This window comes from Streptomyces sp. NPDC002896 (assembly GCF_040295225.1).
GTDB lineage: Bacteria > Actinomycetota > Actinomycetes > Streptomycetales > Streptomycetaceae > Streptomyces.
On the sequence record NZ_JBEOVA010000048.1, the window covers coordinates 1 to 21,841 of the forward strand.

The following is a 21,841-nucleotide window of genomic DNA, read 5'->3' on the forward strand; positions in this document are numbered from 1 at the left end:
TGTGGGTGTGCCGGCCGGGTCGGCTCGGGGGGGGGGGTGTTGGTGGTGGCGGGGGGGGTCGTGGCCGCTCTCGGCTCGGGCCCCCCCCCCACCCGACCGCTCAGCGCGCGGCCCAGCTGACCGTCTTCGTCTGCAGGTACTCGTCCAGCCCGAACTCGCCCCACTCCCGGCCCAGTCCGCTCTGCTTGTACCCGCCGAACGCGGCCCGCGGGTTCACTCCGGCGCTGCCACCGTTGATCGTGACACCGCCGGCCCGGATGCGGGACGCCATCTCGTACGCGGCCACGGTGTCGGCGCTCCAGACGGCGCCGGCGAGGCCGTAGGGGCTGTCGTTCGCGATCCGTACCGCCTCCTCGTCCGTGCTGAAGGGGATGACGACCCCGACCGGACCGAAGAACTCCGTGCGTGCGATGGTCATCTCGTTGCCGACGTCGGCGAAGAGCGTGGGTTCTACGAAGTAGCCCCGGTCGAGGCCGGCGGGGCGTTTGCCGCCGCAGACGAGACGCGCACCCTCCTCCTCGCCGACCCGGATCAGCTTCTCGACCTTGTCCCGCTGCGCCTCGCTGATCAGCGGACCCATGGTGGTGGACGAGTCGGCCGGATCGCCGACCCTGACCGCGGCGAGGGCCGTGCTCAGCCGGTCGACCAGTTCGTCGTGGACGGACTCGTGCACGAGCGTGCGGGTGAGTAGGGAGCAGCCCTGGCCGGCGTGGGTGGTGATGCCGGCGAGCGCCGACCGGACGGCGCCGTCGAGGTCGCCGTCGGCGCGGACGATGTTGGCCGACTTGCCGCCGAGTTCGAGGACGACCTTCTTCAGGGAGGCCGCGGCCTGGGCGTAGACCATGCGCCCGACCGTGTCCGACCCGGTGAAGCTGACCAGGTCCACCATGGGGTGGGTGGTGAGCTCACGGCCGGCCTCGACGTCACCGGTCACGATGTTGAGCACGCCCGGCGGCAGTCCCGCGGCGTCGGCGAAGTCGCCGATCAGCAGGGACTCCAGAGGAGTGGCGGGCGCCGGTTTGAGTACGGCGGTGCAACCCGCCGCGAGGGCCGGGATCACCTTCATCATGCTCAGGAAGAACGGGAAGTTGTAGGCGGCGATCAGCGCGCACACGCCGAACGCCTCGCGGCGCAGCACCCCTTGCGAGATCCCGATGCCCGGCGCGATCGTCGGATCCATCGGGCGCTCCCAGGCGAAGGCCGGCATCACCCGCTCGGCCATGTCGCGCAGGTGCGTCACCGGGAGCCGGGTCTGCAGGGTCTCGGCCAGGGCGCGAACCGAGCCCGCCTCGGCCATGTTGACGGCGACGAGTTCGGGCAGTCTGCGCTCCATCTCCTCTGCCATGCGCAGCAGTACGGCGGCCCGTTCCGCGGGCCTCATCCGCGGCCACGGGCCCTCGTCGAAGGCGCGCCGGGCCGCTTCGACAGCTTGGCGTACGTCCGCCGGCGACGAGCCCGGGGCCTCCGCGACCGTCTCCTCGGTCGCCGGGTTGCGGACGGGGATCGGGGTGTCAGACCGGCCGTCGGTCCGGCGCCCGTCGATGTAGAGCTGCGAAGAGAACGAGAACGCCGTCGCCATGTGCCGTCTCCTGATCGCCTGCAGACGTGGACAAGTTAAGTGTACTTAATTGCTGGTCCCTGTGGCGCATAGTCAGCGCCATAGTCGGCGATCTGTCAGCTTCCGAGGTGCAATTGATCCATTAATCCGTATGCTGAATGATTGACTAGACCGATCGGTACAGCTAACTTCGGCCTCATCCGCGGGTTCGGTTCTGCCACGAACGACGAGGTTCGAAAGAGGTACCGCCTGTGTTCAAGGAATTTGTCGTGTCCGGCGATTCGCACATCATCGAGCCGGTCGATCTCTTCAATACGCGGCTGCCCAAGCACCTTCGCGAGCGGGCCCTGTGGGAAGAGGAGTTCACGCTCGAGGAGCCGATCGTGCCGGGCGGGCACACGGAGTTCAAGAAGCTGCACACCATCGGGTTCGACGGCTGGACCATCTCCAAGTACCGTCAGATCGGTGGCGAGACCCCGGACGGCGATCCGGACCACATCATCCGGGACATGAACCTCGACGGCGTCGACGCCTCGGTCATGTTCCCGAACCTCTCGCTGTTCGTCCTGTTCACCGACGACCACGAGTTGTCCATGGCGCACGCGCGCGTGTGGAACGACTACCTCGTCGAGCGCTACCTGTCGTACAAGGACCGGCTCCGCCCGACAGCGGCGATCCCGCTCACCAACGTCCCCGAGGCCGTGGCAGAGATCGAGCGGTGCGCGCGGCTGGGGCTCGGGGCGATCCTCCTCCCGGAGATCCCGCCCCTGCCGTACTACTCGAAGGAGTACGACCCGGTCTGGGCGGCGGCCCAGGCACACGGGATGCCAGTGTTCATCCACGTGGCCACCGGCGGCGTGAAGGTCAAGGAGGAGGTGTCCGGGACGGCGCTGACCGTCCGGGGCCTGATGACGGCCATGAACATGGGCAAGGGCAACCTGACCGACGACATGGTGGCTGGCCGGACCATGGGCGCCGCGGTCGGGTCGGCCGTGGCCGGTCCGCAGGGCATCATCGCCAGCCTCGTCGGCGGCGGCGTGTGCGAGCGCTTCCCGGACCTGCACTTCAACCTGATCGAGTACACGGCCGGCTGGCTGGTCTCCTTCATGGGCTACATGGACAAGGCCTGGAAGACCGGCACCGGCCAGGACCCCGACTGGTGGCTCGGCTTCTGGGACGACAGCCGTTCCCCGAAGGAGCAGCCCGCCATGGGACGGCTGTTCGCGATCAACGACAAATGGCCCTACCCGCTCAAGCCCACCGAGTACGTCCAGCGGCAGATCCACGTGCAGTTCGCGGACGACCCGACGGCCGTAAAGGCCCGCCACATCACCGGTCTGTCGACGGTCATGTGGGGCAACGACTACCCGCACGCGGAGGGCACCTTCCGCGGCAGCGCCGAGTGCATCGCCGAGAACTTCGAGGGAGTTCCTGACGATGACCGCGCGGCCATCCTGGGCGGCACCCTCGCCGACATCGTGCACTTCGACAAGAGCAAGAAGCTCGCGCCTGTTCCCCAGGGTGCCTGAGCCACCACCGAGCAGCGCACCGGCCCCGGAGCGGGAGCGCTCCGGGGCCGGTGTCGTCCGCGTGTCGGTCAGGCCCCTTCCGGTACGGCGCCGATGAGCGCGAGCGACGCCTGAGCGTAGGCGGCGCGGCGCCTACGGCTCACCATGAAGCTCGGGGGTGCGAAGTAGCCGACGTCGCGGGGGAGCGAGCCGACGCGGCGCGCAAGGGTGTCCTTCGCCTCGGCGGTCGTTCCGCAGACGGCGATCTCGGTGAGCATCTCGTCGGTGACCGCCCGCTCCATGCCGTCCGTGTCGCCGGCCCGGAACGCCGCACGGAGCCGTGCGACGGGCTCTTCCCAGCCGTGATGGGCGACGAACGGGTCGTACGTCTTCACGGTGAGGTAGAAGGCGATCATGCGCCGGGCGTCGGCGATGGCGCGTTCGGGCGCGGCGTCGTCGATCGCCGTGATGATCCAGCCGTGTTCGAGGGAGTGCGCGTCGATGTGATCGCGGCCGGTGGCGCCGCGTTCGACGGAGGGCCGTACGACGTCGTTCCACCAGGAGCCGGTGAACAGCCCGTGCCCGATGACACCGTCGGCGGTCCGGCCCGCGGTGGTGGCCATGCGGGTGTTGAACGCGGCGAGCAGGACGGGGATGTCCAACCGGCCGAGCACCGGAGCGCGTACGTCGGCGTCGAGCGCGTAGAACTCGCCGGAGTACTGGACCTTCTCGCCGTTCTCCGCGTGCAGCCAGGCCCGCACGGCACCGACGGTCTCGGCGATCCGGTTCACGGGGCGTTCGGGAGGTACGCCCAGCCAGTCCCGGTTGATCCGGAACGCCGCACTGCCCAGGCCGAGGAACAGCCGGCCCGGTGCCTGGGCGTGCAGGTGGCGCAGTGCGGTGGCGTGCGCATAGGGGGTGCGGGCGAACGCGTAGGCGATGGCGGGGCCCGCCAGGGCGTGTTCGGTGTTCGCCACGATGTCGGCCACGGTGAGGTAGGCGTCGTGGTCGGCGAACTCCCCGGCGCAGAAGGCGCCGACACCGGCCTGCTCGGCCTCCCTTCCGACGTCCCGGCCGGGCCAGGGCATGCCGAACCGCATGAGAGCCTCCCGATGATCAGCATGAAGCTGAAATCCCGTAAAAAAGTACACTTATTTAGGGGAGGGTAGAGGAGGGTCAGCGCAGTGTCCACTGTCCCCGGGGCACCGAGGAGCGGTCGACCTCGGCCTTCCCGATCGGGTTGCCGATCTGGGTGTACGACAACCCGGTGCGCAGTGCCTGGGTGCGTGTCGAGTCGAGCGACTCCCAGATCGCGCGGACGGTGCCCTGGATCGCGGCGGGCGGTTTGGCGGCGATGACGCGCGCGATCTCGTCGGCCCGGTCCCACAGTCGCTCGCGCGGGAGCACCTCGCTGACCAGGCCGATCTGCAGGGCGCGCGCGGCGGACACGCGCTCGTCGAGGCCGAGCAGGGCGATGCGCAGCGCCTCGCCGAGCGGGATGCGCCGGGCGAGGCCGATCGGCTCAAGAGCCGCGGTGAGTCCGTAGCTGACGTGCGGATCGAAGAACGTGGCATCCTCCGAACAGATCACGATATCGGCCTCGTTGAGCCAGTAGAAGGCGCCGCCGGCGGCCATGCCGTGCACCGCGCACACCAGGGGTTTCCATACCTGGTTGAGCTTTGGTGAGAGGTACTCCCCGGGATCGGTCTGCGACCAGACGTTGGGGTGGCGGTCGATGCCCTCCTTCACGTCCATGCCCGTGCAGAACGCCCGGTCACCCGCGCCACGCAGCACGACGACACGCACGTCGTCATCGGCCTTGACGGTGTGCCAGAGGGTGGCGAACTCCTCCAGCATCTCCTGGTTGAAGCCGTTCATGACCTCGGGTCGGTTGAGAGTGATCGTGGCGACGTGATCGGTCACCTCGAACAGGACGGTCTTGAGTTCCATCTGGCAGCTCCGTTCTCGACGTGATCGAGGTAAGTAGTATACTTTTCTCTGGTTACTCGGTGCCACAACTCGGTACCACGAGAGCCGCGGAGGACACTGCGATGAGGCCACGCGTGGGGCAGATGCTCGCCAGTACGGTCGACACGACGGCGGTGATCGTCGTGCGGTGCCCGGACGAAGAGCTGGAGATCATGTGCGGCGGGGCCGCCATGGTCGAGGGGAACGGGCCGGGGTCCGCTGCCGGTACGGCCGACCCCGACCTGATGGGCGGTGCGCTGCTCGGCAAGCGGTACACCGACGAGGAGCTCGGTCTCGAGCTCCTGTGCACGAAGTCAGGGCCGGGCACGCTGGCCGTGAACGGCGTCCCGCTGCCGATGAAGAGCGCCAAGCCGCTCCCGGCCTCGGACTGAGGGGACGGGCGGCCCGTGAACATAGGGATGCTGTTGGACATGGCCGCCGAGGGATTCGGCGACCGGGTCGTCATCGGGCGCACGGACGACGGCCTGACCGCCGGGCGGCTGCGCGAACTGGCCGTCGGCGGGGCGCACCTGGCGCGCGCGGCCGACGCCGACGCGATCGTGTACCTCGCGGTTAACGGTCCGGCCCTCCCGGTCGCGCTGTTCGCCGCGGCCCGCGCCGGAGTACCGCTGGTACCGGTCAACTACCGCCTGGGCGACGCGCAACTCGACGCCCTGCTGGCGAACCACCCCCGCGCGCTGGGCATCGCCGACCCGGACCACGGCGAGGCGCTGCGGCGTGCCGGACTGCCGGTGCGCAGCCCTGCCGAGTGGCTGGCCCAGGCCGCGGAGAACGCCGGGCTCCCCGCCGGCGACGATCCGGCGCAGTCAGACTCACCCGCCGTCCTCATCTACACGAGCGGGACGACCTCCGCGCCGAAGGGAGTGGTCCTGCGCCACCACAACCTCGTGTCGTACGTGCTCGGCACGGTGGAGTTCGCCGGAGCCGACCCCGACGAGGCGGCCCTGGTGAGCGTTCCGCCGTACCACATCGCCGCCGTCTCCAACGTGCTGACGAACCTGTACGCCGGACGCCGGGCCCTGACCCTGGAGCAGTTCACACCCGGCGGCTGGCTCGGCCTCGTGCGGGAGGAGCGGATCACCAATGCGATGGTGGTGCCGACGATGCTCGCTCGCATCATGGACACGGACGGCCTGGACCGGTCGGTGCCCTCGCTGCGCGCGCTCGCCTACGGCGGAGCCCGGATGCCGGTGCGGGTCATCGAGACCGCGCTGCGCGAGTGGCCGCACGTGGACTTCGTGAACGCCTACGGACTCACGGAGACCTCGTCCACCATCACCGTCCTGGGCCCGCAGGAGCACCGGACGGCCGTGGCGAGCGACGATCCCGTGGTGCGGGCCCGGCTGGGCTCGGCGGGCCTGCCGGTGCCGGGTGTCGAACTGGAGGTCCGCGATCTGTCGGGCGTGGTCGTCGCCCCCGGCGAGAACGGCCAGATCTGGGTGCGCGGCGAGCAGGTGTCGGGGGAGTACGCCGGGCAGGGCTCGGTGGTCGACGAGCGGGGCTTCTTCCACACCCGCGACCAGGGCCATGTCGACGCCGACGGCTACCTCCACATCGAGGGCAGGGCCGACGACACGATCATCCGCGGAGCCGAGAACATCGCGCCCGCCGAGATCGAGGACGTCCTGCTCGGCCACCCGGACGTGCTCGACGCCGTCGTCGTCGGCGTCCCGGACGAGGAGTGGGGCCAGCGGATCGAGGCGGTGGTCGTCCTGCGCGACGGTGTGGCGATCGACGCGGACGCCCTGCGCGCGCAGGTGCGCGGCACGCTGCGCGGCTCGAAGACACCGGACCGCATCACCCGCTGGCGTGAACTGCCCCGCACGCCGACCGGCAAGCTCGTACGCCGCGACATCGTCGAGGCGCTGACCGCTGACCGTCGAACACAGCCAGGCCGTCGGCCGACAGGGATGAGGACATGAGCGTTATCGCCAACAGTGCCGACATGACCGCGGAGTTGACGCAGCGCACGGCCGTCGTGCTCCGCGGCTGGGCTCCCGACGCCACGGTGGAGTCGGTCGAGCCGCTCGCCGGCGGTACGTCGAGCCTCACGTACGTGGCCGAGCTGGCGGGTGTCCCGGCCGCGTACGAGCGGGTCGTCCTCAAGGTGGCCCCGCCCGGCCTGGAACCGGTCCGCAATCGGGACGTGCTGCGCCAGGCGCGGCTCATGCAGCTGCTGGCGGGCGTGCCAGGGGTACGGGTGCCGAAGGTGCTGTTCTGCGACAAGGGTGCGCCGACGGCCCGCCAGCCCTTCGTGGCCATGGAGTTGGTGCCCGGGGACTGCGTGGAGCCGGTGCTCGTGCCCCGGGGGACCGTTCCCGCCGGGCAGGTACGGGCCCGTGCCCTCGACGCGGCCCGGATGCTCGCCCACCTGCACCGCGTGGACCCCAAGAGAACCGCCCTGGCCGTGGAGCCCGTCGTCACGCCCGGCGCCGAGATCGACCGCTGGACCCGGGCGTTCACGACCGTTCCCGAGGACCTGCGCACCGGCTACGAGGCGGTCGAGGCACGGCTGCGCGCCACCATGCCCGCCGCGATGATGCCGGTGTTCACCCACGGCGACTACCGGCTCGGCAACACGCTGTGCGACGGAGACTCGGTCAACGCGGTCATCGACTGGGAGATCTGGTCGCTCGGCGATCCCCGGGTCGACATCACCTGGCTGACCTTCTTCACCGACGAGGCCCGCCACCCGGCGTCCCCGTCGCAGGAGCCGACCGGGATGCCGGGGAAGGCGGAGCTGATCGACGCCTACCAGGAGGCGCGGGGCGCGGCGCTGCCGGACCTGCCCTGGTTCGAGGCGTTGACGAAGTACAAGGAGTCCGCCGCGACCGCACTGCTGATCAAGCGCGGCCGGAAGGCCGGTCAGCTGACCGACATGCACCGGCGCATGCTGCCCGCGCTGCCGGTGCTGCTGGAGGAGGCGATGGAACTGCTCGGGCGACGAGCCTGAGCAGTTCCATCGCCCCCCCCGGGTGCCCTCAGTACAGCCCGCCGTCCACCCGGATCAGCGACCCGGTGGTGTAGCTGGAGGCGTCGCTCGCCAGGTACAGCGCCGTGCTGATGATCTCCTCCGGCCGTCCCGGCCGGCCGACCGCGCTGCGCGTGGTCTGACGTTTCTCCTCCGACCAGGCCTTGGAGATGTCGGTGAGGAACGGGCCGGCCGAGATGGTGTTGACGCGCACCTTCGGGCCGTACTCCAAGGCGAAGACGGTGGTGAGCGTGTTGAGCGCGGCCTTGGCACCGGCGTACGGGCCGAACCGCGGCTGCGGGAACAGCGCTCCCGAGGAAGAGACGTTGATGATCGAGCCGCCGTCGCCCTCGGCCATCCGCTGTCCGATCAGCGAGGCCAGCCGGAACGGGCCCTTGAAGTTGACCCCGATCACCTTGTCGAACAGCTCCTCGCTGGTCTCAGACGACGAGGGCGCCAGCGGCGACATGCCGGCGTTGTTGACGAGGACGTCGACCTTCCCGAACTCCTCGTACGCGGTGTCGGCCAGCCGGCCGAGGTCGTCCCAGTGGCCCACGTGCGCGGCGACCGGCAGGGCGCGCCGGCCCAGGTCGCGGACCTCCGCCGCGACCGTCTCGCAGGCGTCGAGCTTGCGGCTGGCGATCACCACGTCGGCGCCCGCGGTGGCGAAGGCGCGCACCATCTCCAGGCCCAGGCCCCGGCTGCCGCCGGTGACGAGCGCGACCTTGCCGGACAGGTCGAACAGGTCGGCCGGGGCGATGGACTTGTCGTTGCGCCCGTCGGTCATTCGTCCACCCTGCCGCTGAGGCTGTCGTCGTTGATGATGTGCGCGTATCGCTTGCGGGCCGCCTCCAGCTTCGGCGGGATGTGCTCGCTGGGGAAAAGCCCCTCGGCCGGCTGGTAGTTCTTCAGCAGCTGCTTGGCGATCGTGGTGCGGTGCACCTCGGTCGGGCCGTCGGCGAGGGCGAGGTTCGGCGCTGCCATCCACCACTTGGCGAGCGGGAGCTCGTTGGTGGTGCCGAGCGAGCCGTGCAGATGCACTGCCCGCTGGATGATGTCGTGCAGCACCTTGGCCGTCTGGACCTTGCACATGGCGATCTGGGTGCGGGCGGCGCCGTGCGGCTGGGTGTCGATGATCCAGGCGGTGTGCAGGACGAGCAGCCGGAACTGCTGCAGCTCCACCCACGAGTCCGCGATGAACTGCTGCACCGCCTGTTTCTCGGCCAGCAGGGTGCCCTGCGTACGGCGGGACAGCGCCCGCTCGCACATCATGTCGAAGGCCCGCGTGCACTTGCCCACCGTACGCATCGCGTGATGCACCCGGCCGCCGCCGAGGCGGGCCTGGGCGACCTTGAAGCCCTCACCGGGGCCACCGAGCATGGCGTCGAGCGGCACCCGGACCTGGTGGTAGCGGATGTAGGCGTGGATGCCCTCGTCGAGGCCGTCGCGTTCGTCCATCGTGCCGACGTTGCGCTTGATCTCGATTCCGGGTGTCTCGGCCGGGACGATGAACATCGACATGCGCCTGTGCGGCGGTGCGTCCGGATCAGTGACGGCCATGACGATCAGGAAGGCCGCGTACCGGGCGTTGGAGGAGAACCACTTCTCCCCGTCGATCACCCACTCGTCCCCCTCGCGCCAGGCGCGGCAGACGAACTCCTTGGGATCGGCGCCCGCCTGCGGCTCGGTCATCGAGAAGGTGGAGACGATCTCGCCGTCGAGCAGGGGCTGCAGGTAACGGGCCTTCTGCTCCTCGGTGCCGAACATGGCCAGGATCTCGGCGTTCCCGGTGTCGGGGGCGGCGGTGCCGAACACCGTCGGGGCCCAGTAGGAGCGGCCGAGGATCTCGTTGAGGAGGGCGAGCTTCACCTGGCCGTAGCCGGGGCCGTCCAGTTCGGGGCCGAGGTGGCAGGCCCACAGGCCCTGTTCCCGGACCTGGTCCTGGAGGGGACGGAGTATCGCGCGGGCCTTCTCGTTGTGCGTGTCGTACGGGTCACCGCCGTGCGGGAACAGGAGGTCGAGCGGCTCGACCTCTTCGCGTACGAAGGCCGCCGCCCAGTCCAGCTTGGCCTGGAACTCGGGTTCGATCGTGAAATCCAGCATGGCGAAAACAGTATACTTTTTGTTGCCCTCGGTCCATACTCAAGGGCAGACTCGGCGCATTGGGTATGCGCAATAGTGATGAGCCGCGGAGGAGTTGGTCCGATGCAGAGGCCGATGGAGGGCGTGCGGGTGCTCGAAGTCGCCCAGTTCACCTTCGTCCCGGCGGCGGGCGCCGTGCTCGCCGACTGGGGTGCCGACGTGATCAAGATCGAGCACGCCGAACGTGGCGACGCCCAGCGCGGGCTGGTCCGGGTGCTCGGGTACGAGGCCGCCAGCAAGGGGTCGTCGTTCTTCCCGATCGTGGAGGGACCCAACCGCGGGAAACGCAGCGTCGGCCTTGCTCTGGAGAAGCCGTCCGCACGCCCCGTGCTGGAGGAACTGATCCGCAACAGCGACGTGTTCCTCACGAACTTCCTGCCCGAGGCACGGGCGAAGCTCCGGATCGACGTGGAGGACGTCCGGGCGATCAACCCCGACATCATCTACGTCCGAGGCAGCGGCTTCGGCACCCGCGGGGACGAGGCGGGCAAGGGCGGCTACGACAGCACGGCCTTCTGGGCGCGTGGTGGAAGCGCCGCCGGTGTCACCCCGCCCGGTGCGGACCGGATGACCCGGATGCCGGCCGGCGCCTACGGCGACTCGATGGGCGGCATGACGATCGCAGGGGGTATCGCCGCCGCCCTCTACTCCCGTGCCACGACCGGTGAACCATCCGTCGTGGACGTGTCGTTGGTCGGTGTCGGTGCCTGGGCGACCCAGTTCACCGTCAACCTCGCATTGATGACTGGCGGCCCGCTCCCGGTGAACACACCGCCCCGGCACGGTTCGGTCACCAATCCGCTCATCGGCGCCTATCGCACCTCGGACGGCCGGTGGATCGAACTGTCGATGCTGCAACCCGGCCGGTACTGGGTGGAGTTCTGCAAGTTGGCCGGCCGCGAGGAGCTTGGCGCCGACGAACGCTTCGACAGCACCGAGAAGTTGATGGCGAATGCCGCCCAGGCCGCCGACATAGTCGCCGACCTCATCGCGTCCCGCCCCTATGCGGAGTGGGTCGAGATCCTCTCCCGGGGCGAGGGCCAGTGGGCGGCAGTACAGAACGCCTGGGAGGTCGGCCAGGATCCCGCCCTGCGCGCCAACGGTCTCATCGCCCCCGTCGTGGACGCCGACGGTGTCGACCGCGAACTGGTCACCAACCCCGTCCAGTTCGACGAGACCCCGGTCAGCCTCACCCGGGCACCCCAGTTCGCGGAACACACCGACGAGGTCCTGCGCTCCCTCGGCCTGAGCGAGGACGAGCTCATCGCGCTCAAGATCGACGGCGCGGCGACCTGACGGACGTATGACGAAAGGAGCCGTGATGAGTACGACGATTGACCCCGACGGAACCCACGACGGGGTGCCCGCCTACCACTTCGACAACCGGCTCGGCGGCCCGGTCCTCAGCCACCAGGAGCGCTGGGACGAGATGGCCGGCACCCACTCCGGTTTCCGCAGCACCATCGCCCGCGGCTACTGGGTTGTCACGGACGGCCCCGCCGTGCAGAAGGCACTCCAGGACTGGCGAACCTTCTCCAACAAGTCGGTGACCGCGCTCGAACCGGACCCGAAGTTCCTGTGGATCCCCGAGATGCTGGACCCACCTACACACTCCGTATGGCGTCGCCTCCTCGGCCGCTACTTCTCCCCGAGCGCCGTCGCCGCCCGGGAGCCGGAGATCCGTCAGGTCGCGGCGGAGATGATCGACGAGCTGAAAGGCCGCGACGGCGCCGACGTGCTCGACGAGTTCGCGCGCCGCTTCCCGACCCTGATCTTCATGCGCCTGATGGGTCTACCCGAGGAGGACCTGCCCACCTTCCTCGCGTGGACCCACGAGCTGCTGCACCTCTCGCACGGCGAGGACCCGGACGGCGCCCGGCAGATGACCGCCATGCGGGAGGTGTCGGCGTACTTCGAGGAACAGATCGCCCTGCGCCGCAAGACGCCGCGGGACGACCTGCTCTCCCATGCCATGACCTGGACGATCGACGGCGAGCCGATCAATGACCGGGACATGCACGCCTTCTGCATCCTGATGTTCCAGGCCGGCTTCGACACGGTCCCGATCTCCATCGGCTGGGCGCTGTACCACTTCGCCACGCATCCCGAGCAGCGGACGGAGATCCTCGCCGACCCCTCGCTCATCCCCACCGGGGTCGAGGAGATCCTGCGGGTCTACTCGTTCGTCGTCCCGGCGCGCAAAGCGACGAAGGACGTCGAGATCGGCGGCTGCCCGGTCAAGACGGGCGAGATGGTGATGCTCCCGCTCGCGGTCACCAACCGCGACCCCGAGCGGTACGACAATCCGCTGGAGGTGGACCTGCACCGCAAGGCCACCAACCACATCGCGTTCGGCTCCGGCCCGCACCGGTGCCTGGGCTCGCACCTGGCCCGCCTCGAACTCAACGTTGCGGTCGAGGAGTGGCACCGGCGGATCCCCGACTACCGGGTCGCCCCCGGCCAGGAGCTGTGGCAGCACGGGAACATGTACGGCATCAAATCGCTGCGTCTGGAGTGGTGATCGGGAATGACCCATCCCCTCAGCGCGACGGATCTGTACCACACCGGGATCGTGGTCCCGGACATCGAGGCATGGAAGGCCCGGATGAGCGAGGTCGCGGGCTACCGCTGGACCGAGACCATGACCGGCGACGTACAGGTCCGCCTGGCCGACGGTGAACGCCCCCTGCGGCTGCGCTACGCGTACTCGCTCGAGGCGCCGCACATCGAACTTGTGCAGGAGGTCCCTGGAACCCCCTGGACGGCGGCCGAACGCATCGCGACCCACCACCTCGGCTACTTCTGCGACGACATCCCGACGACGTCCAAGCGGCTCGAGGAGGCGGGATTCCCCCTGGAGGCCTGCGCGATCGTCGACGGCACGCCGTCGATCTTCGCCTACCACCTGGATCCCTCCGGCGTACGGATCGAAATCGTGGACCGAGCCCGGATGCCGGACTTCGATGCCTACCTGCGCTCGAAGGCGCCGGCGTGGCACTGACGTTCACCGAGGAGCAGGAGGAGCTCCGTGCGACGCTGCGCCGCTTCGTGGCGGACAAGTCGCCGAACGCGGCGGTGCGCCGCTGGATGGAGTCCGACGAGGGGCACGATCCGCAGTTGTGGCAGCAGATGGCCAGCCAACTCGGCCTGCACGGGCTGGCGTTGCCGCAGGAGTACGGCGGCTTCGGCGGCCCCGTCGAGCTGGGGATCGTTCTGGAGGAACTGGGGCGGGCCCTGCTGCCCTCGCCGTACCTCGCCACTGTGGCCCTCGCCGGACAGGCCCTTGCAGTGTCCGGCGACGGCACGGCGAAGGCCCGCTGGCTGCCCGCGATCGCCGACGGCTCGCTGACCGGCACGCTGGCGCTGGCCGAGGAGAGCGGGTCATGGAACGTCGAGGACGTGGCGGCCGAGGCCGTCCGCGTCGACGCTGGCTGGCGAGTGTCGGGCACGAAGATGTTCGTCATTGACGGTCACAGCGCCGACCTGCTCCTCGTCGTGGCTCGCGCGGACGCCGGCCCCGGACTGTTCGCCATCGACAGCGGGGCGACCGGAGTGAGCCGCACCCGCCTGGAGACGCTCGACCCGACGCGGCGGCTGGCGCGCATCGACCTCGACGACGCCCCGGCGCTGCGGGTCGGCCCGGAGGGGGACGCCACCGCGTATCTGCGCACGGTGCTCGACCTCGCGGTCGTGGCGCTGGCCGCCGAACAGGTCGGCGGGGCGCAGGCGTGTCTGGACACGGCGGTGGAGTACGCGAAGGTGCGGGTGCAGTTCGGCCGTCCCATCGGGTCGTTCCAGGCGGTCAAGCACAAGTGCGCCGACATGCTGCTGAAGGTCGAGGCCGCCCGGTCGGCGGCGTACCACGCGATGTCCGTGGCGGCCGAGGGGGCCGACCAGGGGGCGGGCGGACTACCGGTGTCCGCGGCGCTCGCCGCGGCGTACTGCGCGGACGCTTTCACCCACGCGGCCAAGGAGAACATCCAGATCCACGGCGGCATCGGCTACACGTGGGAGCACGACGCGCACCTCTACCTGAAACGCGCGAAGTCGTCCGAGCAGCTCTTCGGCAGCCCGGCGACGCACCGGGGGCGGCTGGCCGAACTGGTCGGAATCTCTGTAGCCACGGCGACGAAGGGCTGATCACGTGGGAATTCGCGACCGCCTGTCCCGGCTGCTGGCCGAAGCAGCCGCAGACGCCGAGGCGATCGAACACCACGGGGAGTGGTGGACGTGGGGCCAGGTCCAGCAGACCGCCCGGCAGGTCGTCGAGGCGCTGGACGCGGCGGGGCTGGGGGCCGGCGCCCGCGTCGGTGTCGTACTCGAGAACCGGCCCGAGCACGTCGCCGTGGTCGCCGCGGTGATCGCCTCCGGACGCTGCCTGGTGATGCTGAGTCCGTTGCAGCCGGCCGCGCGGCTCGTGGCGGACATCGCCCGCTGTGAGCTGCCCGTGGTCGTCTCCGGCGCCGAACCCCTGGCCCGCGAAGGCGTCCTGGGAGCGGTGACCGCTCACGGAGCGGCCCTGGAACTGGGCACGGACGGCACCCTGCGGCCCGCGGGTGGCACGGCACCCGCCGAGGCCCCGGCGAACCCCGGCGTCGCCGTGGAGATGCTCACTTCCGGCACCACCGGCCCCCCGAAACGCGTCCACCTGCGCATCGGCCAGCTCGACCAGGCGCTCGTCTCCGGCGGCCAGACCCCGAAGCCCGAAAGGCTGCTGTCGCGGTCGGCGGCACTCGTGGCCGCACCGCTCGTGCACATCGGCGGACTGTGGCGGGCGCTCGCATGTCTCGCGACCGGGCGCCGCATGCTCCTGATGCCCAAGTTCGCCGTAGAACCCTGGGTGAGCGCCGTGGAGCGACACCGGCTGCGGGCGGCGAGCCTGGTACCGGCGGCCATCCGCGCCGTACTCGACGCGGGCGTGCCGAAGGAGCGGCTGGCCGGCCTGCAGGTCGTCACCTCCGGTACCGCGCCCTGCCCGGCCGAACTCGCCGACGCGTTCTTCCGTACGTACGGCATCCCCGTCCTGATGACCTACGGGGCCACCGAGTTCGCGGGAGCGGTGGTCGGCTGGACGCTGCCTTTGCACGAGCGGTGGTGGCAGCGGAAGGCGGGCAGCGCCGGGCGCGCCTTCGACGGCGTCGAACTGCGGGTGATTGGTGAGGACGGGGCCGAGCTGCCGGTAGGCAGGACCGGCCGACTGGAGGTCCGTACCGAGCAGAGCACGCGGGGCGGCAGGGCGTGGGTGCGGACCAGCGATCTGGCCCGAATCGACGCTGACCGGTTCGTCTGGATCGAGGGACGCGCGGACGACGCCATCATCCGCGGCGGCTTCAAGGTGCAGCCGGAAACGGTCAAACGCGTCCTGGAGACGCACCCGGCCGTGCGGGAGGCGGCCGTGGCGGGGCTGCCGGACGCGAGGCTGGGCGAGGTGCCGGTCGCGGCGGTCGAGGTCGAGACGCAGCAGCCCGCCCCGGATACCGCCGAACTCGTCGCCCTCTGCCGCGGCCGGCTCACCCCGTACGAGGTGCCGGCGCACATCGTCGTCCTGGACGCACTGCCCCGGACCCCGTCGAGCAAGGTCAGCCGCGTGGAACTCCTCGACCTCGTCCGCGCCCGGATCGCACAGCAGGACCGTGTCAAGGAGGACCAGCGATGACGGACACGCAGGAGCAGACCGCCGAGAAGATGGCGGAGAAGTCCGCCGAGACCTTCGGCGTGCTGACAGACGAGGCGGTCGAGCGCTCCCGTCGCCGCCTCGGCGTGCCCCAGCCCCAGCACAACCCCCCGCACAACTACGAGGTGACCTGGGACGGCGTACGCCACTTCGCGTACGGCTACGGCGACGACAACCCCCTCTACTGCGACCCGGACTACGCGGCCGGCACCCGCTGGGGCTCGCTCGTCGCACCGCCCACCTTCCTCTACTCGATGGGAGAGGACGCCGCCCCGACGCCGGACGCCGAGACCAAGGCGCTGCTCAAGGGCGACCCCTTCGCCGGGCTCGGTTCCTACCAGGCGGTGATGGAGTTCGAGTGGTGGCGCCCCTTGCAACTCGGCGACCGCTGCCGGGTGTTGCAGACCCAGGTGGGCGTACACCTCAAGCCCAGCAGCTTCGGCGGGCGCTCCGCGCACGTAGTCCGCGACTACCTCTACGCCAACGGGCGCGGCGAGATGCACGCCCTCAGGCGCGGCACGTGGATCAACGCCGAGCGGCACACCTCGAAGAAGAGGGGCAGGGAGCAACTCGTCCAAGAGCCCTACAGTCCCGGGCAACTCGCCGAGATCGACGCGGCGTACGCGGCCGAGAGCCGACGCGGCGCCCAGCCGCGGTACTGGGAGGACGTCGAGGTCGGCGAGGAGCTCCAACCCCGGGTGAAGGGGCCGCTGACCACCACCGACGTGGTCGTCTGGCACCTGGGCTGGGGCATGCAGCTCACCCCGCCCGGGGCGTTCGGGATCGCCGCGAGGGTCCGGCGCAAGGCGCCCGGCCTGTACCCGCCGAACCCGCTGAACATCCCCGACACCGTGCAGCGTCTGCACTGGGAGCCGGAACGGGCGCGGGAGTTGGGCCTGCCCAACCCCTACGACTACGGGGGCATGCGTGAGACCTGGCTGTGCCATCTGCTGACCGACTGGATCGGCGACGACGGCTGGCTGTGGAAACTGCGCTGTGAGCACCGCAGGTTCAACTACCTCGGCGACACGACATGGGTACGCGGCACGGTCGTCGACAAACGGCAGGTGGACGGGCGGGCCGAGGTGCACGTCGAGGTGCGGTGCGAGAACCAGCGGGGTGAGGTCACCACCCCCGGCACGGCGGTCGTCCTGCTGCCGACCCGTGACCGCGCTGTCGAACTCCCGGCACCGCCTGCCGAGGACCTGGACGGCATGGTCACGCATGAAGTGGCCCGATTCGCCGTGACCGGCGATCAAGTGCACGATTCGAGGAGGTAGGCGTGTCGGACGAGGTGCTGGTGGAGCGCCGTGGCGCGGTCCAGGTCATCACGATCAACCGTCCCGCGGTGAAGAACGCCCTGGACGCGGGGGTCGCCGCCGGAGTGGCGGCCGCGGTGGACGAGCTCGACGAGTCGGACGACTTGCGGGCGGGCGTGCTCACCGGGGCGGGCGGCACGTTCTCGGCGGGGATGGACCTAAAGGCGTGGCTCCGGGGGGAGACGCCCGCGATCGAGGGCCGTGGACTGTGCGGCATCAGCATGACGCCGCCGCGCAAGCCGCTGATCGCCGCCGTCGAGGGCTGGGCCCTGGCCGGCGGGTTCGAACTGCTGCTGGCCTGCGACCTCGTCGTCGCCGCCCGCACGGCACGGCTCGGCGTGCCCGAGGTGAAACGGTCGCTGGTCGCCCGCGCGGGCGCCGCACTCCATCTGCCGCGCCGGATCCCATACGCGATCGCCCTGGAACTGCTGCTGACCGGCGAACCGATCGACGCCGAACGAGCCGCCGCGTACGGCCTGGTCAACCGGCTCACCGACGAGGGCGGCGCGCTCGACGGCGCACTGCAACTCGCCGCGACTATCGCCGCGAACGGGCCCCTGGCGGTCGCGGCGACCAAGCAGATCGCACGCTCCACTGCCGACTGGACGCTCGAGGAGGCGTGGGGCAAGCAGTTCGACATCGCCGAGCCGGTGTTCCAGTCGCAGGACGCCCGGGAAGGGGCGGCGGCGTTCGCGGAGAAGCGGTCGCCGGTCTGGAAGGGACGGTGACCATGACGGCTGGACCCCTCGCCGGCTGCCGGGTCGTCGAACTCGGCGGCATCGGACCGGGGCCGTTCGCCGGGATGCTCCTGGCCGACCTCGGGGCGGAGGTCGTCCGCGTGGACCGGCCCGGGCGGGCGGGCGAACCGGACGCGGGCGGACCTGCGGACGTGCTCAACCGGGGCAAGCGGTCGGTCGTACTCGACCTGAAGGACCCGGCGGCGACCGTCGCACTTCTCCAACTCATCGAGCGCGCCGACGTGTTGATCGAGGGATTCCGTCCCGGCGTCACCGAACGATTGGGCATCGGACCCCACGACTGCCTGGCCCGCAACCCGCGTCTGGTCTACGGCCGGATGACCGGCTGGGGTCAGGAGGGGCCGCTCGCCGCCGCGGCCGGACACGACATCACCTACATCGCGCTGACGGGCGCGCTCGGCGCCATCGGGGACGCGGACGGCCCGCCGCAGATTCCGTTGAACCTCGTCGGCGACTTCGGGGGCGGCGGCTGCTACCTCGTGATCGGCGTACTGGCTGCCCTGCACGCCGCCGCCCGCACTGGCCGCGGCCAGGTCGTCGACGCGGCCATCGTCGACGGCACCGCCCACCTCCTCGCCAGCACCTTCGCCAAGCTCGCGCGCGACGAGTGGAGCGACGAGCGGGGGACCAACCGCTTCGACGGCGGGTGGCCCTTCTACTCCGTGTACGAGACCAAGGACGGCCGCCATGTGGCCGTCGGCGCGCTGGAGCGCAAGTTCTACCGACGCCTGGTCGAACTGCTCGACCTGGACGTCGACCCGGACCGGCAGCACGACCGGTCGACTTGGCCGCAGCTGCGGCAGCTGCTGGCCAAACGCTTCGCGGAGCGCACCCGGGACGAGTGGGCGCAGCTGTTCGAGGGCACCGACGCCTGTGTGGCGCCCGTCCTGAGTCTCACGGAGGCGGCCGCTCACCCGCATCTGGCCGCGCGCGGAAGCCTCTTCGCCCGCGACGGAGTGGTCCAGCCCGCCGCCGCGCCCCGATTCTCGGCGACCCCGTCGAGCGCGGGCCGCGTGGCACCGACGGTCGGCGCCGACACCCGGGCCGTATTCCGGGACTGGGGAGTCGACGCAGCCGTGCAGTTCTCCGACTGACCTCAAGGAGCTTTCATGCGAGACGCCGTCATCGTCGACGCCGTACGCACCCCGATCGGCAAGCGCAACGGCTCGCTCGCCTCGGTGCACGCGGCCGATCTCTCGGCGAAGGTCCTCAACGCCCTGGTCGAGCGCACCGGCGTGGATCCCGGCACTGTGGACGACGTGGTCTGGGGCTGTGTGACCCAGATCGGCGACCAGTCCAGCAACGTCGGCCGGTTCGCGGTGCTCGCCGCGGGCTGGCCCGAACACGTCCCGGCCGTCACGGTCAACCGGGCCTGCGGCTCCAGCCAGCAGGCGGTCGACCAGGCCGCGCACGCCGTCATGTCGGGCCAGTACGACCTCGTGGTCGCGGGCGGCGTCGAGACCATGAGCCGGGTGCCGCTCGGCTCGCACCGGACCACGGGACAGCCGTACGGACCCGCCGCCCTGGCCCGCTACGACGGTTTCGAGTTCAGCCAGGGCATCGGAGCTGAACTCATCGCCGAGCGCTGGGGTTTCACCCGCACCCGCCTCGACGAATTCGCCTCCGAATCGCACGCGAAGGCCGCCGCGGCGATCGACGCGGGCGTCTTCGACGACCACATCGTGCCGATCGAGGTCGACGGCACCAAGTTCGGCGTGGACGAGGGGCTGCGGCGGGGGACCTCGGTCGAGACCCTGGCCGGCCTCAAACCGTCGTTCAAGGAGGACGGCGTGATCCACGCCGGGAACGCCTCCCAGATCTCCGACGGAGCGGCAGCCCTGCTCATCACCACCCCCGAGCGGGCCCGCGAACTCGGTCTCACCCCGATCGCCCGCTACCACTCCGGAGCGGTCAGCGGCGCGGACCCGATCACCATGCTCCTCGGCCCGATCCCCGCGACCGAGAAGGTGCTGCGCCGCTCCGGGCTGTCCATCGACGACATCGGTGTGTACGAGGTCAACGAGGCTTTCGCCCCCGTGCCATTGGCCTGGCTGGCGGAGACCGGCGCCGACCCCGAGCGGCTCAACCCGCTGGGTGGGGCGATCGGGGTCGGCCACCCGCTCGGCGGCTCCGGCGCCATCCTGATGACGCGACTGCTGGCCCGGATGCGGCATGAAAACCTCCGCTACGGACTCCAGACGATGTGTGAGGGCGGCGGCACCGCGAACGCCACGATCATCGAGCTGACGCGATGACCGGGATCGAACGTCCGCTGCCCCAACCCACCCTCGCCAGCGCCGAGTTCTGGCGCTCCGGAGCGGACAGCGTGCTGCGGGTCACCCACTGCGCGGACTGCGAACGGTACTTCCATCCGCCGCTGCCGGTGTGCCCCACATGTCGCAGCCGCGCTGTGGCACTCACCCCCGTCTCGGGCAAGGCAGTGGTCGTCGGCTTCAGCGTCAACCACCAGACCTGGTTGCCGACGTTCCCGCCGCCGTACGTCGTCGCAGTGGTCGCCCTTGCCGAGGACGACCGGGCGCGGCTGACCACGAACATCGTGGGCTGCGACCCGGACGAGGTGCGCGTCGGCATGCGGGTCCGGGTGCGCTTCGAGCGGACCGAGGACGACGACGTGTACGTCCCCGTGTTCGAGCCGGACCCGGAGACCGAGGCCGCCGAGGGCCCCGGCCCGCTGCCCGAGCCGCGTGAAGTCCGCACCGCGCTGCGGCCCATGGCCTCACCGCGGAAGTATGAGGACAGCGTCGCGCTGACCGGCGTCGGGCAGTCGCACGTGGGCAGACGGCTCATGGTGGACCCACTCTCCCTGACCGTCGACGCCTGCCTGGCCGCGGTCGCGGACGCGGGGCTCGATCTGGACGAGATCGACGGGCTCTCCACGTACCCGGGACCGAGCCCCGACGGCATGAGCGAAGGCGGCATCACAGCCCTGACCGAGGCCCTGCAGCTGCGCCCCACCTGGGTCAACGGCGCCCGCGAAGTGCCGGGCCAGATCGGCTCGATCACCGCCGGCATGCTCGCGGTCGCCTCCGGGCTGTGCCGGCACGTGCTGTGCTTCCGCACGGTGTGGGAGTCCTCCCACAGCGCGCTGCTCCGCTCCGGCCGGTGGCAGTCCGGCGGTGGCCGCGCCACCGGCATGTTCGAGTTCCGGGCGCCTTTCGGAGCCATGTCGGCCGCACAGTGGATCGGCTGCAACGCCTCGCACTACATGCACCGTTACGGCGTCGGTCGCGAGGCTCTCGGCGCCATCGCGGTCACGGCCAGGGCGAACGCGGCCCGCAACCCCGAGGCCCTGCACCGGGATCCGATGACCCTCGACGACTACTTCGACGCCCGTATGATCACCACGCCGTTCGGCCTCTACGACTGCGACGTGCCGTGCGATGGTGCGGTGGCCGTCGTCGTCTCCGCGATCGAGACGGCGTACGACCGCCCGCGCCCGCCCGTCCTGGTCGAGGTCGTCGGCACGGCGGTCCTCGAACGGCTCAGCTGGGACCAGGACACCCTGACCCACCTGCCGCAGTCGCAGGGCCCCTCCGCACACGTATGGACACGCACCGACCTCACCCCCGCTGACGTCGACGTGGCGCTCCTCTACGACGGGTTCACCTTCAACGCCCTCTCCTGGATCGAGGGCCTCGGTTTCTGTGGGCCGGGCGAGGCGACCGACTTCATCGCCGGCGGCAAAACCATCGCCCTGGACGGCGACCTCCCGCTGAACCCGCACGGCGGCCAACTCTCGGCAGGTCGGCTGCACGGCTACGGGTTCGTCCGCGAGGCCATGCTGCAAATGCGCGGCGAGGCGCACGGGCGCCAGGTCGAGGACGCCCGGGTCGCGGTGGTGACGGCGGGCGGGGGAGTGCCGTCCGGGGCGATGCTGCTGAGGAAGGCGGAGTAAGCGAGC

General features: G+C 70.5%; 19 protein-coding genes. 14 read left to right on the plus strand and 5 right to left on the minus strand.

Annotated features, from left to right (window positions below):
* Positions 1 to 100: 100 nt before the first annotated feature.
* A complete protein-coding gene (locus tag ABT009_RS42850) occupies positions 101 to 1,579 on the minus strand; it encodes an aldehyde dehydrogenase family protein (RefSeq protein WP_351307303.1) in 1,479 nt (492 codons plus the stop codon).
* Positions 1,580 to 1,827: 248 nt separating this feature from the next.
* Between ABT009_RS42850 and ABT009_RS42855 the strand changes: the two genes are divergently transcribed.
* Positions 1,828 to 3,087, plus strand: coding sequence for an amidohydrolase family protein (locus ABT009_RS42855; RefSeq protein ID WP_351307306.1), 1,260 nt, complete (start codon positions 1,828 to 1,830; stop codon positions 3,085 to 3,087).
* 68 nt (positions 3,088 to 3,155) lie between these two features.
* Here the strand turns inward: ABT009_RS42855 and ABT009_RS42860 are convergent, their stop codons facing one another.
* Positions 3,156 to 4,166, minus strand: a complete 1,011-nt coding sequence (locus ABT009_RS42860; protein ID WP_351307309.1) for an LLM class flavin-dependent oxidoreductase — start codon at positions 4,164 to 4,166, stop codon at positions 3,156 to 3,158.
* Positions 4,167 to 4,242: 76 nt separating this feature from the next.
* A complete protein-coding gene (locus ABT009_RS42865) occupies positions 4,243 to 5,016 on the minus strand; it encodes an enoyl-CoA hydratase/isomerase family protein (protein WP_351307312.1) in 774 nt (257 codons plus the stop codon).
* Positions 5,017 to 5,117: 101 nt separating this feature from the next.
* Here ABT009_RS42865 and ABT009_RS42870 point away from each other — a divergent pair, with 101 nt between their 5' ends.
* From ABT009_RS42870 to ABT009_RS42880, 3 genes are read left to right on the plus strand one after another with little or no spacing between them, the layout of a single operon-like run.
* Positions 5,118 to 5,426 (plus strand): hypothetical protein, encoded by a 309-nt coding sequence (locus tag ABT009_RS42870; protein ID WP_351307315.1) that lies wholly within the window; start codon positions 5,118 to 5,120, stop codon positions 5,424 to 5,426.
* Positions 5,427 to 5,441: 15 nt separating this feature from the next.
* Positions 5,442 to 6,977, plus strand: coding sequence for a class I adenylate-forming enzyme family protein (locus ABT009_RS42875; protein ID WP_351307318.1), 1,536 nt, complete (start codon positions 5,442 to 5,444; stop codon positions 6,975 to 6,977).
* Positions 6,974 to 8,008 (plus strand): phosphotransferase family protein, encoded by a 1,035-nt coding sequence (locus ABT009_RS42880; protein ID WP_351307321.1) that lies wholly within the window; start codon positions 6,974 to 6,976, stop codon positions 8,006 to 8,008. The genes ABT009_RS42875 and ABT009_RS42880 overlap by 4 nt, the downstream gene beginning before the upstream one ends.
* A gap of 28 nt (positions 8,009 to 8,036) precedes the next feature.
* Here the strand turns inward: ABT009_RS42880 and ABT009_RS42885 are convergent, their stop codons facing one another.
* Together ABT009_RS42885 and ABT009_RS42890 are read right to left on the minus strand one after the other, a co-directional pair.
* Positions 8,037 to 8,813 carry an SDR family NAD(P)-dependent oxidoreductase gene (locus ABT009_RS42885; RefSeq protein WP_351307324.1) on the minus strand — a complete coding sequence of 259 codons (777 nt, stop codon included), beginning with the start codon at positions 8,811 to 8,813 and terminating at the stop codon, positions 8,037 to 8,039.
* Complete coding sequence (locus ABT009_RS42890; protein WP_351307327.1) at positions 8,810 to 10,129, minus strand: acyl-CoA dehydrogenase family protein; 1,320 nt, start codon at positions 10,127 to 10,129, stop codon at positions 8,810 to 8,812. Before ABT009_RS42890 ends, ABT009_RS42885 begins: the two co-directional genes overlap by 4 nt.
* A 102-nt stretch (positions 10,130 to 10,231) precedes the next feature.
* Here ABT009_RS42890 and ABT009_RS42895 point away from each other — a divergent pair, with 102 nt between their 5' ends.
* From ABT009_RS42895 to ABT009_RS42940, 10 genes are read left to right on the plus strand one after another with little or no spacing between them, the layout of a single operon-like run.
* The gene (locus ABT009_RS42895) at positions 10,232 to 11,464 is read left to right on the plus strand and encodes a CaiB/BaiF CoA transferase family protein (RefSeq protein ID WP_351307330.1); all 1,233 of its coding nucleotides are present in this window, start codon (positions 10,232 to 10,234) and stop codon (positions 11,462 to 11,464) included.
* 25 nt (positions 11,465 to 11,489) lie between these two features.
* Positions 11,490 to 12,689 carry a cytochrome P450 gene (locus tag ABT009_RS42900; protein ID WP_351307333.1) on the plus strand — a complete coding sequence of 400 codons (1,200 nt, stop codon included), beginning with the start codon at positions 11,490 to 11,492 and terminating at the stop codon, positions 12,687 to 12,689.
* 6 nt (positions 12,690 to 12,695) lie between these two features.
* Positions 12,696 to 13,169 (plus strand): VOC family protein, encoded by a 474-nt coding sequence (locus ABT009_RS42905; RefSeq protein ID WP_351307336.1) that lies wholly within the window; start codon positions 12,696 to 12,698, stop codon positions 13,167 to 13,169.
* On the plus strand, positions 13,160 to 14,308 hold the full coding sequence (locus ABT009_RS42910) for an acyl-CoA dehydrogenase family protein (RefSeq protein WP_351307339.1): 1,149 nt from the start codon (positions 13,160 to 13,162) through the stop codon (positions 14,306 to 14,308). Before ABT009_RS42905 ends, ABT009_RS42910 begins: the two co-directional genes overlap by 10 nt.
* A gap of 4 nt (positions 14,309 to 14,312) precedes the next feature.
* Positions 14,313 to 15,824 (plus strand): class I adenylate-forming enzyme family protein, encoded by a 1,512-nt coding sequence (locus ABT009_RS42915; protein WP_351307342.1) that lies wholly within the window; start codon positions 14,313 to 14,315, stop codon positions 15,822 to 15,824.
* The gene (locus ABT009_RS42920; RefSeq protein ID WP_351307345.1) at positions 15,821 to 17,122 is read left to right on the plus strand and encodes an FAS1-like dehydratase domain-containing protein; all 1,302 of its coding nucleotides are present in this window, start codon (positions 15,821 to 15,823) and stop codon (positions 17,120 to 17,122) included. The genes ABT009_RS42915 and ABT009_RS42920 overlap by 4 nt, the downstream gene beginning before the upstream one ends.
* A 2-nt stretch (positions 17,123 to 17,124) precedes the next feature.
* Positions 17,125 to 17,889, plus strand: a complete 765-nt coding sequence (locus tag ABT009_RS42925; protein ID WP_351307348.1) for a crotonase/enoyl-CoA hydratase family protein — start codon at positions 17,125 to 17,127, stop codon at positions 17,887 to 17,889.
* Between the two features lie 2 nt (positions 17,890 to 17,891).
* Positions 17,892 to 19,013: a CaiB/BaiF CoA transferase family protein gene (locus tag ABT009_RS42930; RefSeq protein WP_351307351.1), complete on the plus strand. Its 1,122-nt coding sequence runs from the start codon at positions 17,892 to 17,894 to the stop codon at positions 19,011 to 19,013.
* Positions 19,014 to 19,028: 15 nt separating this feature from the next.
* On the plus strand, positions 19,029 to 20,174 hold the full coding sequence (locus ABT009_RS42935) for a thiolase family protein (RefSeq protein WP_351307354.1): 1,146 nt from the start codon (positions 19,029 to 19,031) through the stop codon (positions 20,172 to 20,174).
* Positions 20,171 to 21,835: a thiolase C-terminal domain-containing protein gene (locus tag ABT009_RS42940; protein ID WP_351307357.1), complete on the plus strand. Its 1,665-nt coding sequence runs from the start codon at positions 20,171 to 20,173 to the stop codon at positions 21,833 to 21,835. Before ABT009_RS42935 ends, ABT009_RS42940 begins: the two co-directional genes overlap by 4 nt.
* The last annotated feature ends 6 nt before the right edge of the window (positions 21,836 to 21,841 follow it).

Coding starts and splice junctions, on each gene's coding strand:
- ABT009_RS42850 (WP_351307303.1), bottom strand. CDS start 1,579: ATGGCGACGGCGTTCTCGTTCTCTTCGCAGCTCTACATCGACGGGCGC.
- ABT009_RS42920 (WP_351307345.1), top strand. CDS start 15,821: ATGACGGACACGCAGGAGCAGACCGCCGAGAAGATGGCGGAGAAGTCC.
- ABT009_RS42885 (WP_351307324.1), bottom strand. CDS start 8,813: ATGACCGACGGGCGCAACGACAAGTCCATCGCCCCGGCCGACCTGTTC.
- ABT009_RS42880 (WP_351307321.1), top strand. CDS start 6,974: ATGAGCGTTATCGCCAACAGTGCCGACATGACCGCGGAGTTGACGCAG.
- ABT009_RS42940 (WP_351307357.1), top strand. CDS start 20,171: ATGACCGGGATCGAACGTCCGCTGCCCCAACCCACCCTCGCCAGCGCC.
- ABT009_RS42890 (WP_351307327.1), bottom strand. CDS start 10,129: ATGCTGGATTTCACGATCGAACCCGAGTTCCAGGCCAAGCTGGACTGG.
- ABT009_RS42870 (WP_351307315.1), top strand. CDS start 5,118: ATGAGGCCACGCGTGGGGCAGATGCTCGCCAGTACGGTCGACACGACG.
- ABT009_RS42895 (WP_351307330.1), top strand. CDS start 10,232: ATGCAGAGGCCGATGGAGGGCGTGCGGGTGCTCGAAGTCGCCCAGTTC.
- ABT009_RS42860 (WP_351307309.1), bottom strand. CDS start 4,166: ATGCGGTTCGGCATGCCCTGGCCCGGCCGGGACGTCGGAAGGGAGGCC.
- ABT009_RS42865 (WP_351307312.1), bottom strand. CDS start 5,016: ATGGAACTCAAGACCGTCCTGTTCGAGGTGACCGATCACGTCGCCACG.
- ABT009_RS42900 (WP_351307333.1), top strand. CDS start 11,490: ATGAGTACGACGATTGACCCCGACGGAACCCACGACGGGGTGCCCGCC.
- ABT009_RS42930 (WP_351307351.1), top strand. CDS start 17,892: ATGACGGCTGGACCCCTCGCCGGCTGCCGGGTCGTCGAACTCGGCGGC.
- ABT009_RS42905 (WP_351307336.1), top strand. CDS start 12,696: ATGACCCATCCCCTCAGCGCGACGGATCTGTACCACACCGGGATCGTG.
- ABT009_RS42935 (WP_351307354.1), top strand. CDS start 19,029: ATGCGAGACGCCGTCATCGTCGACGCCGTACGCACCCCGATCGGCAAG.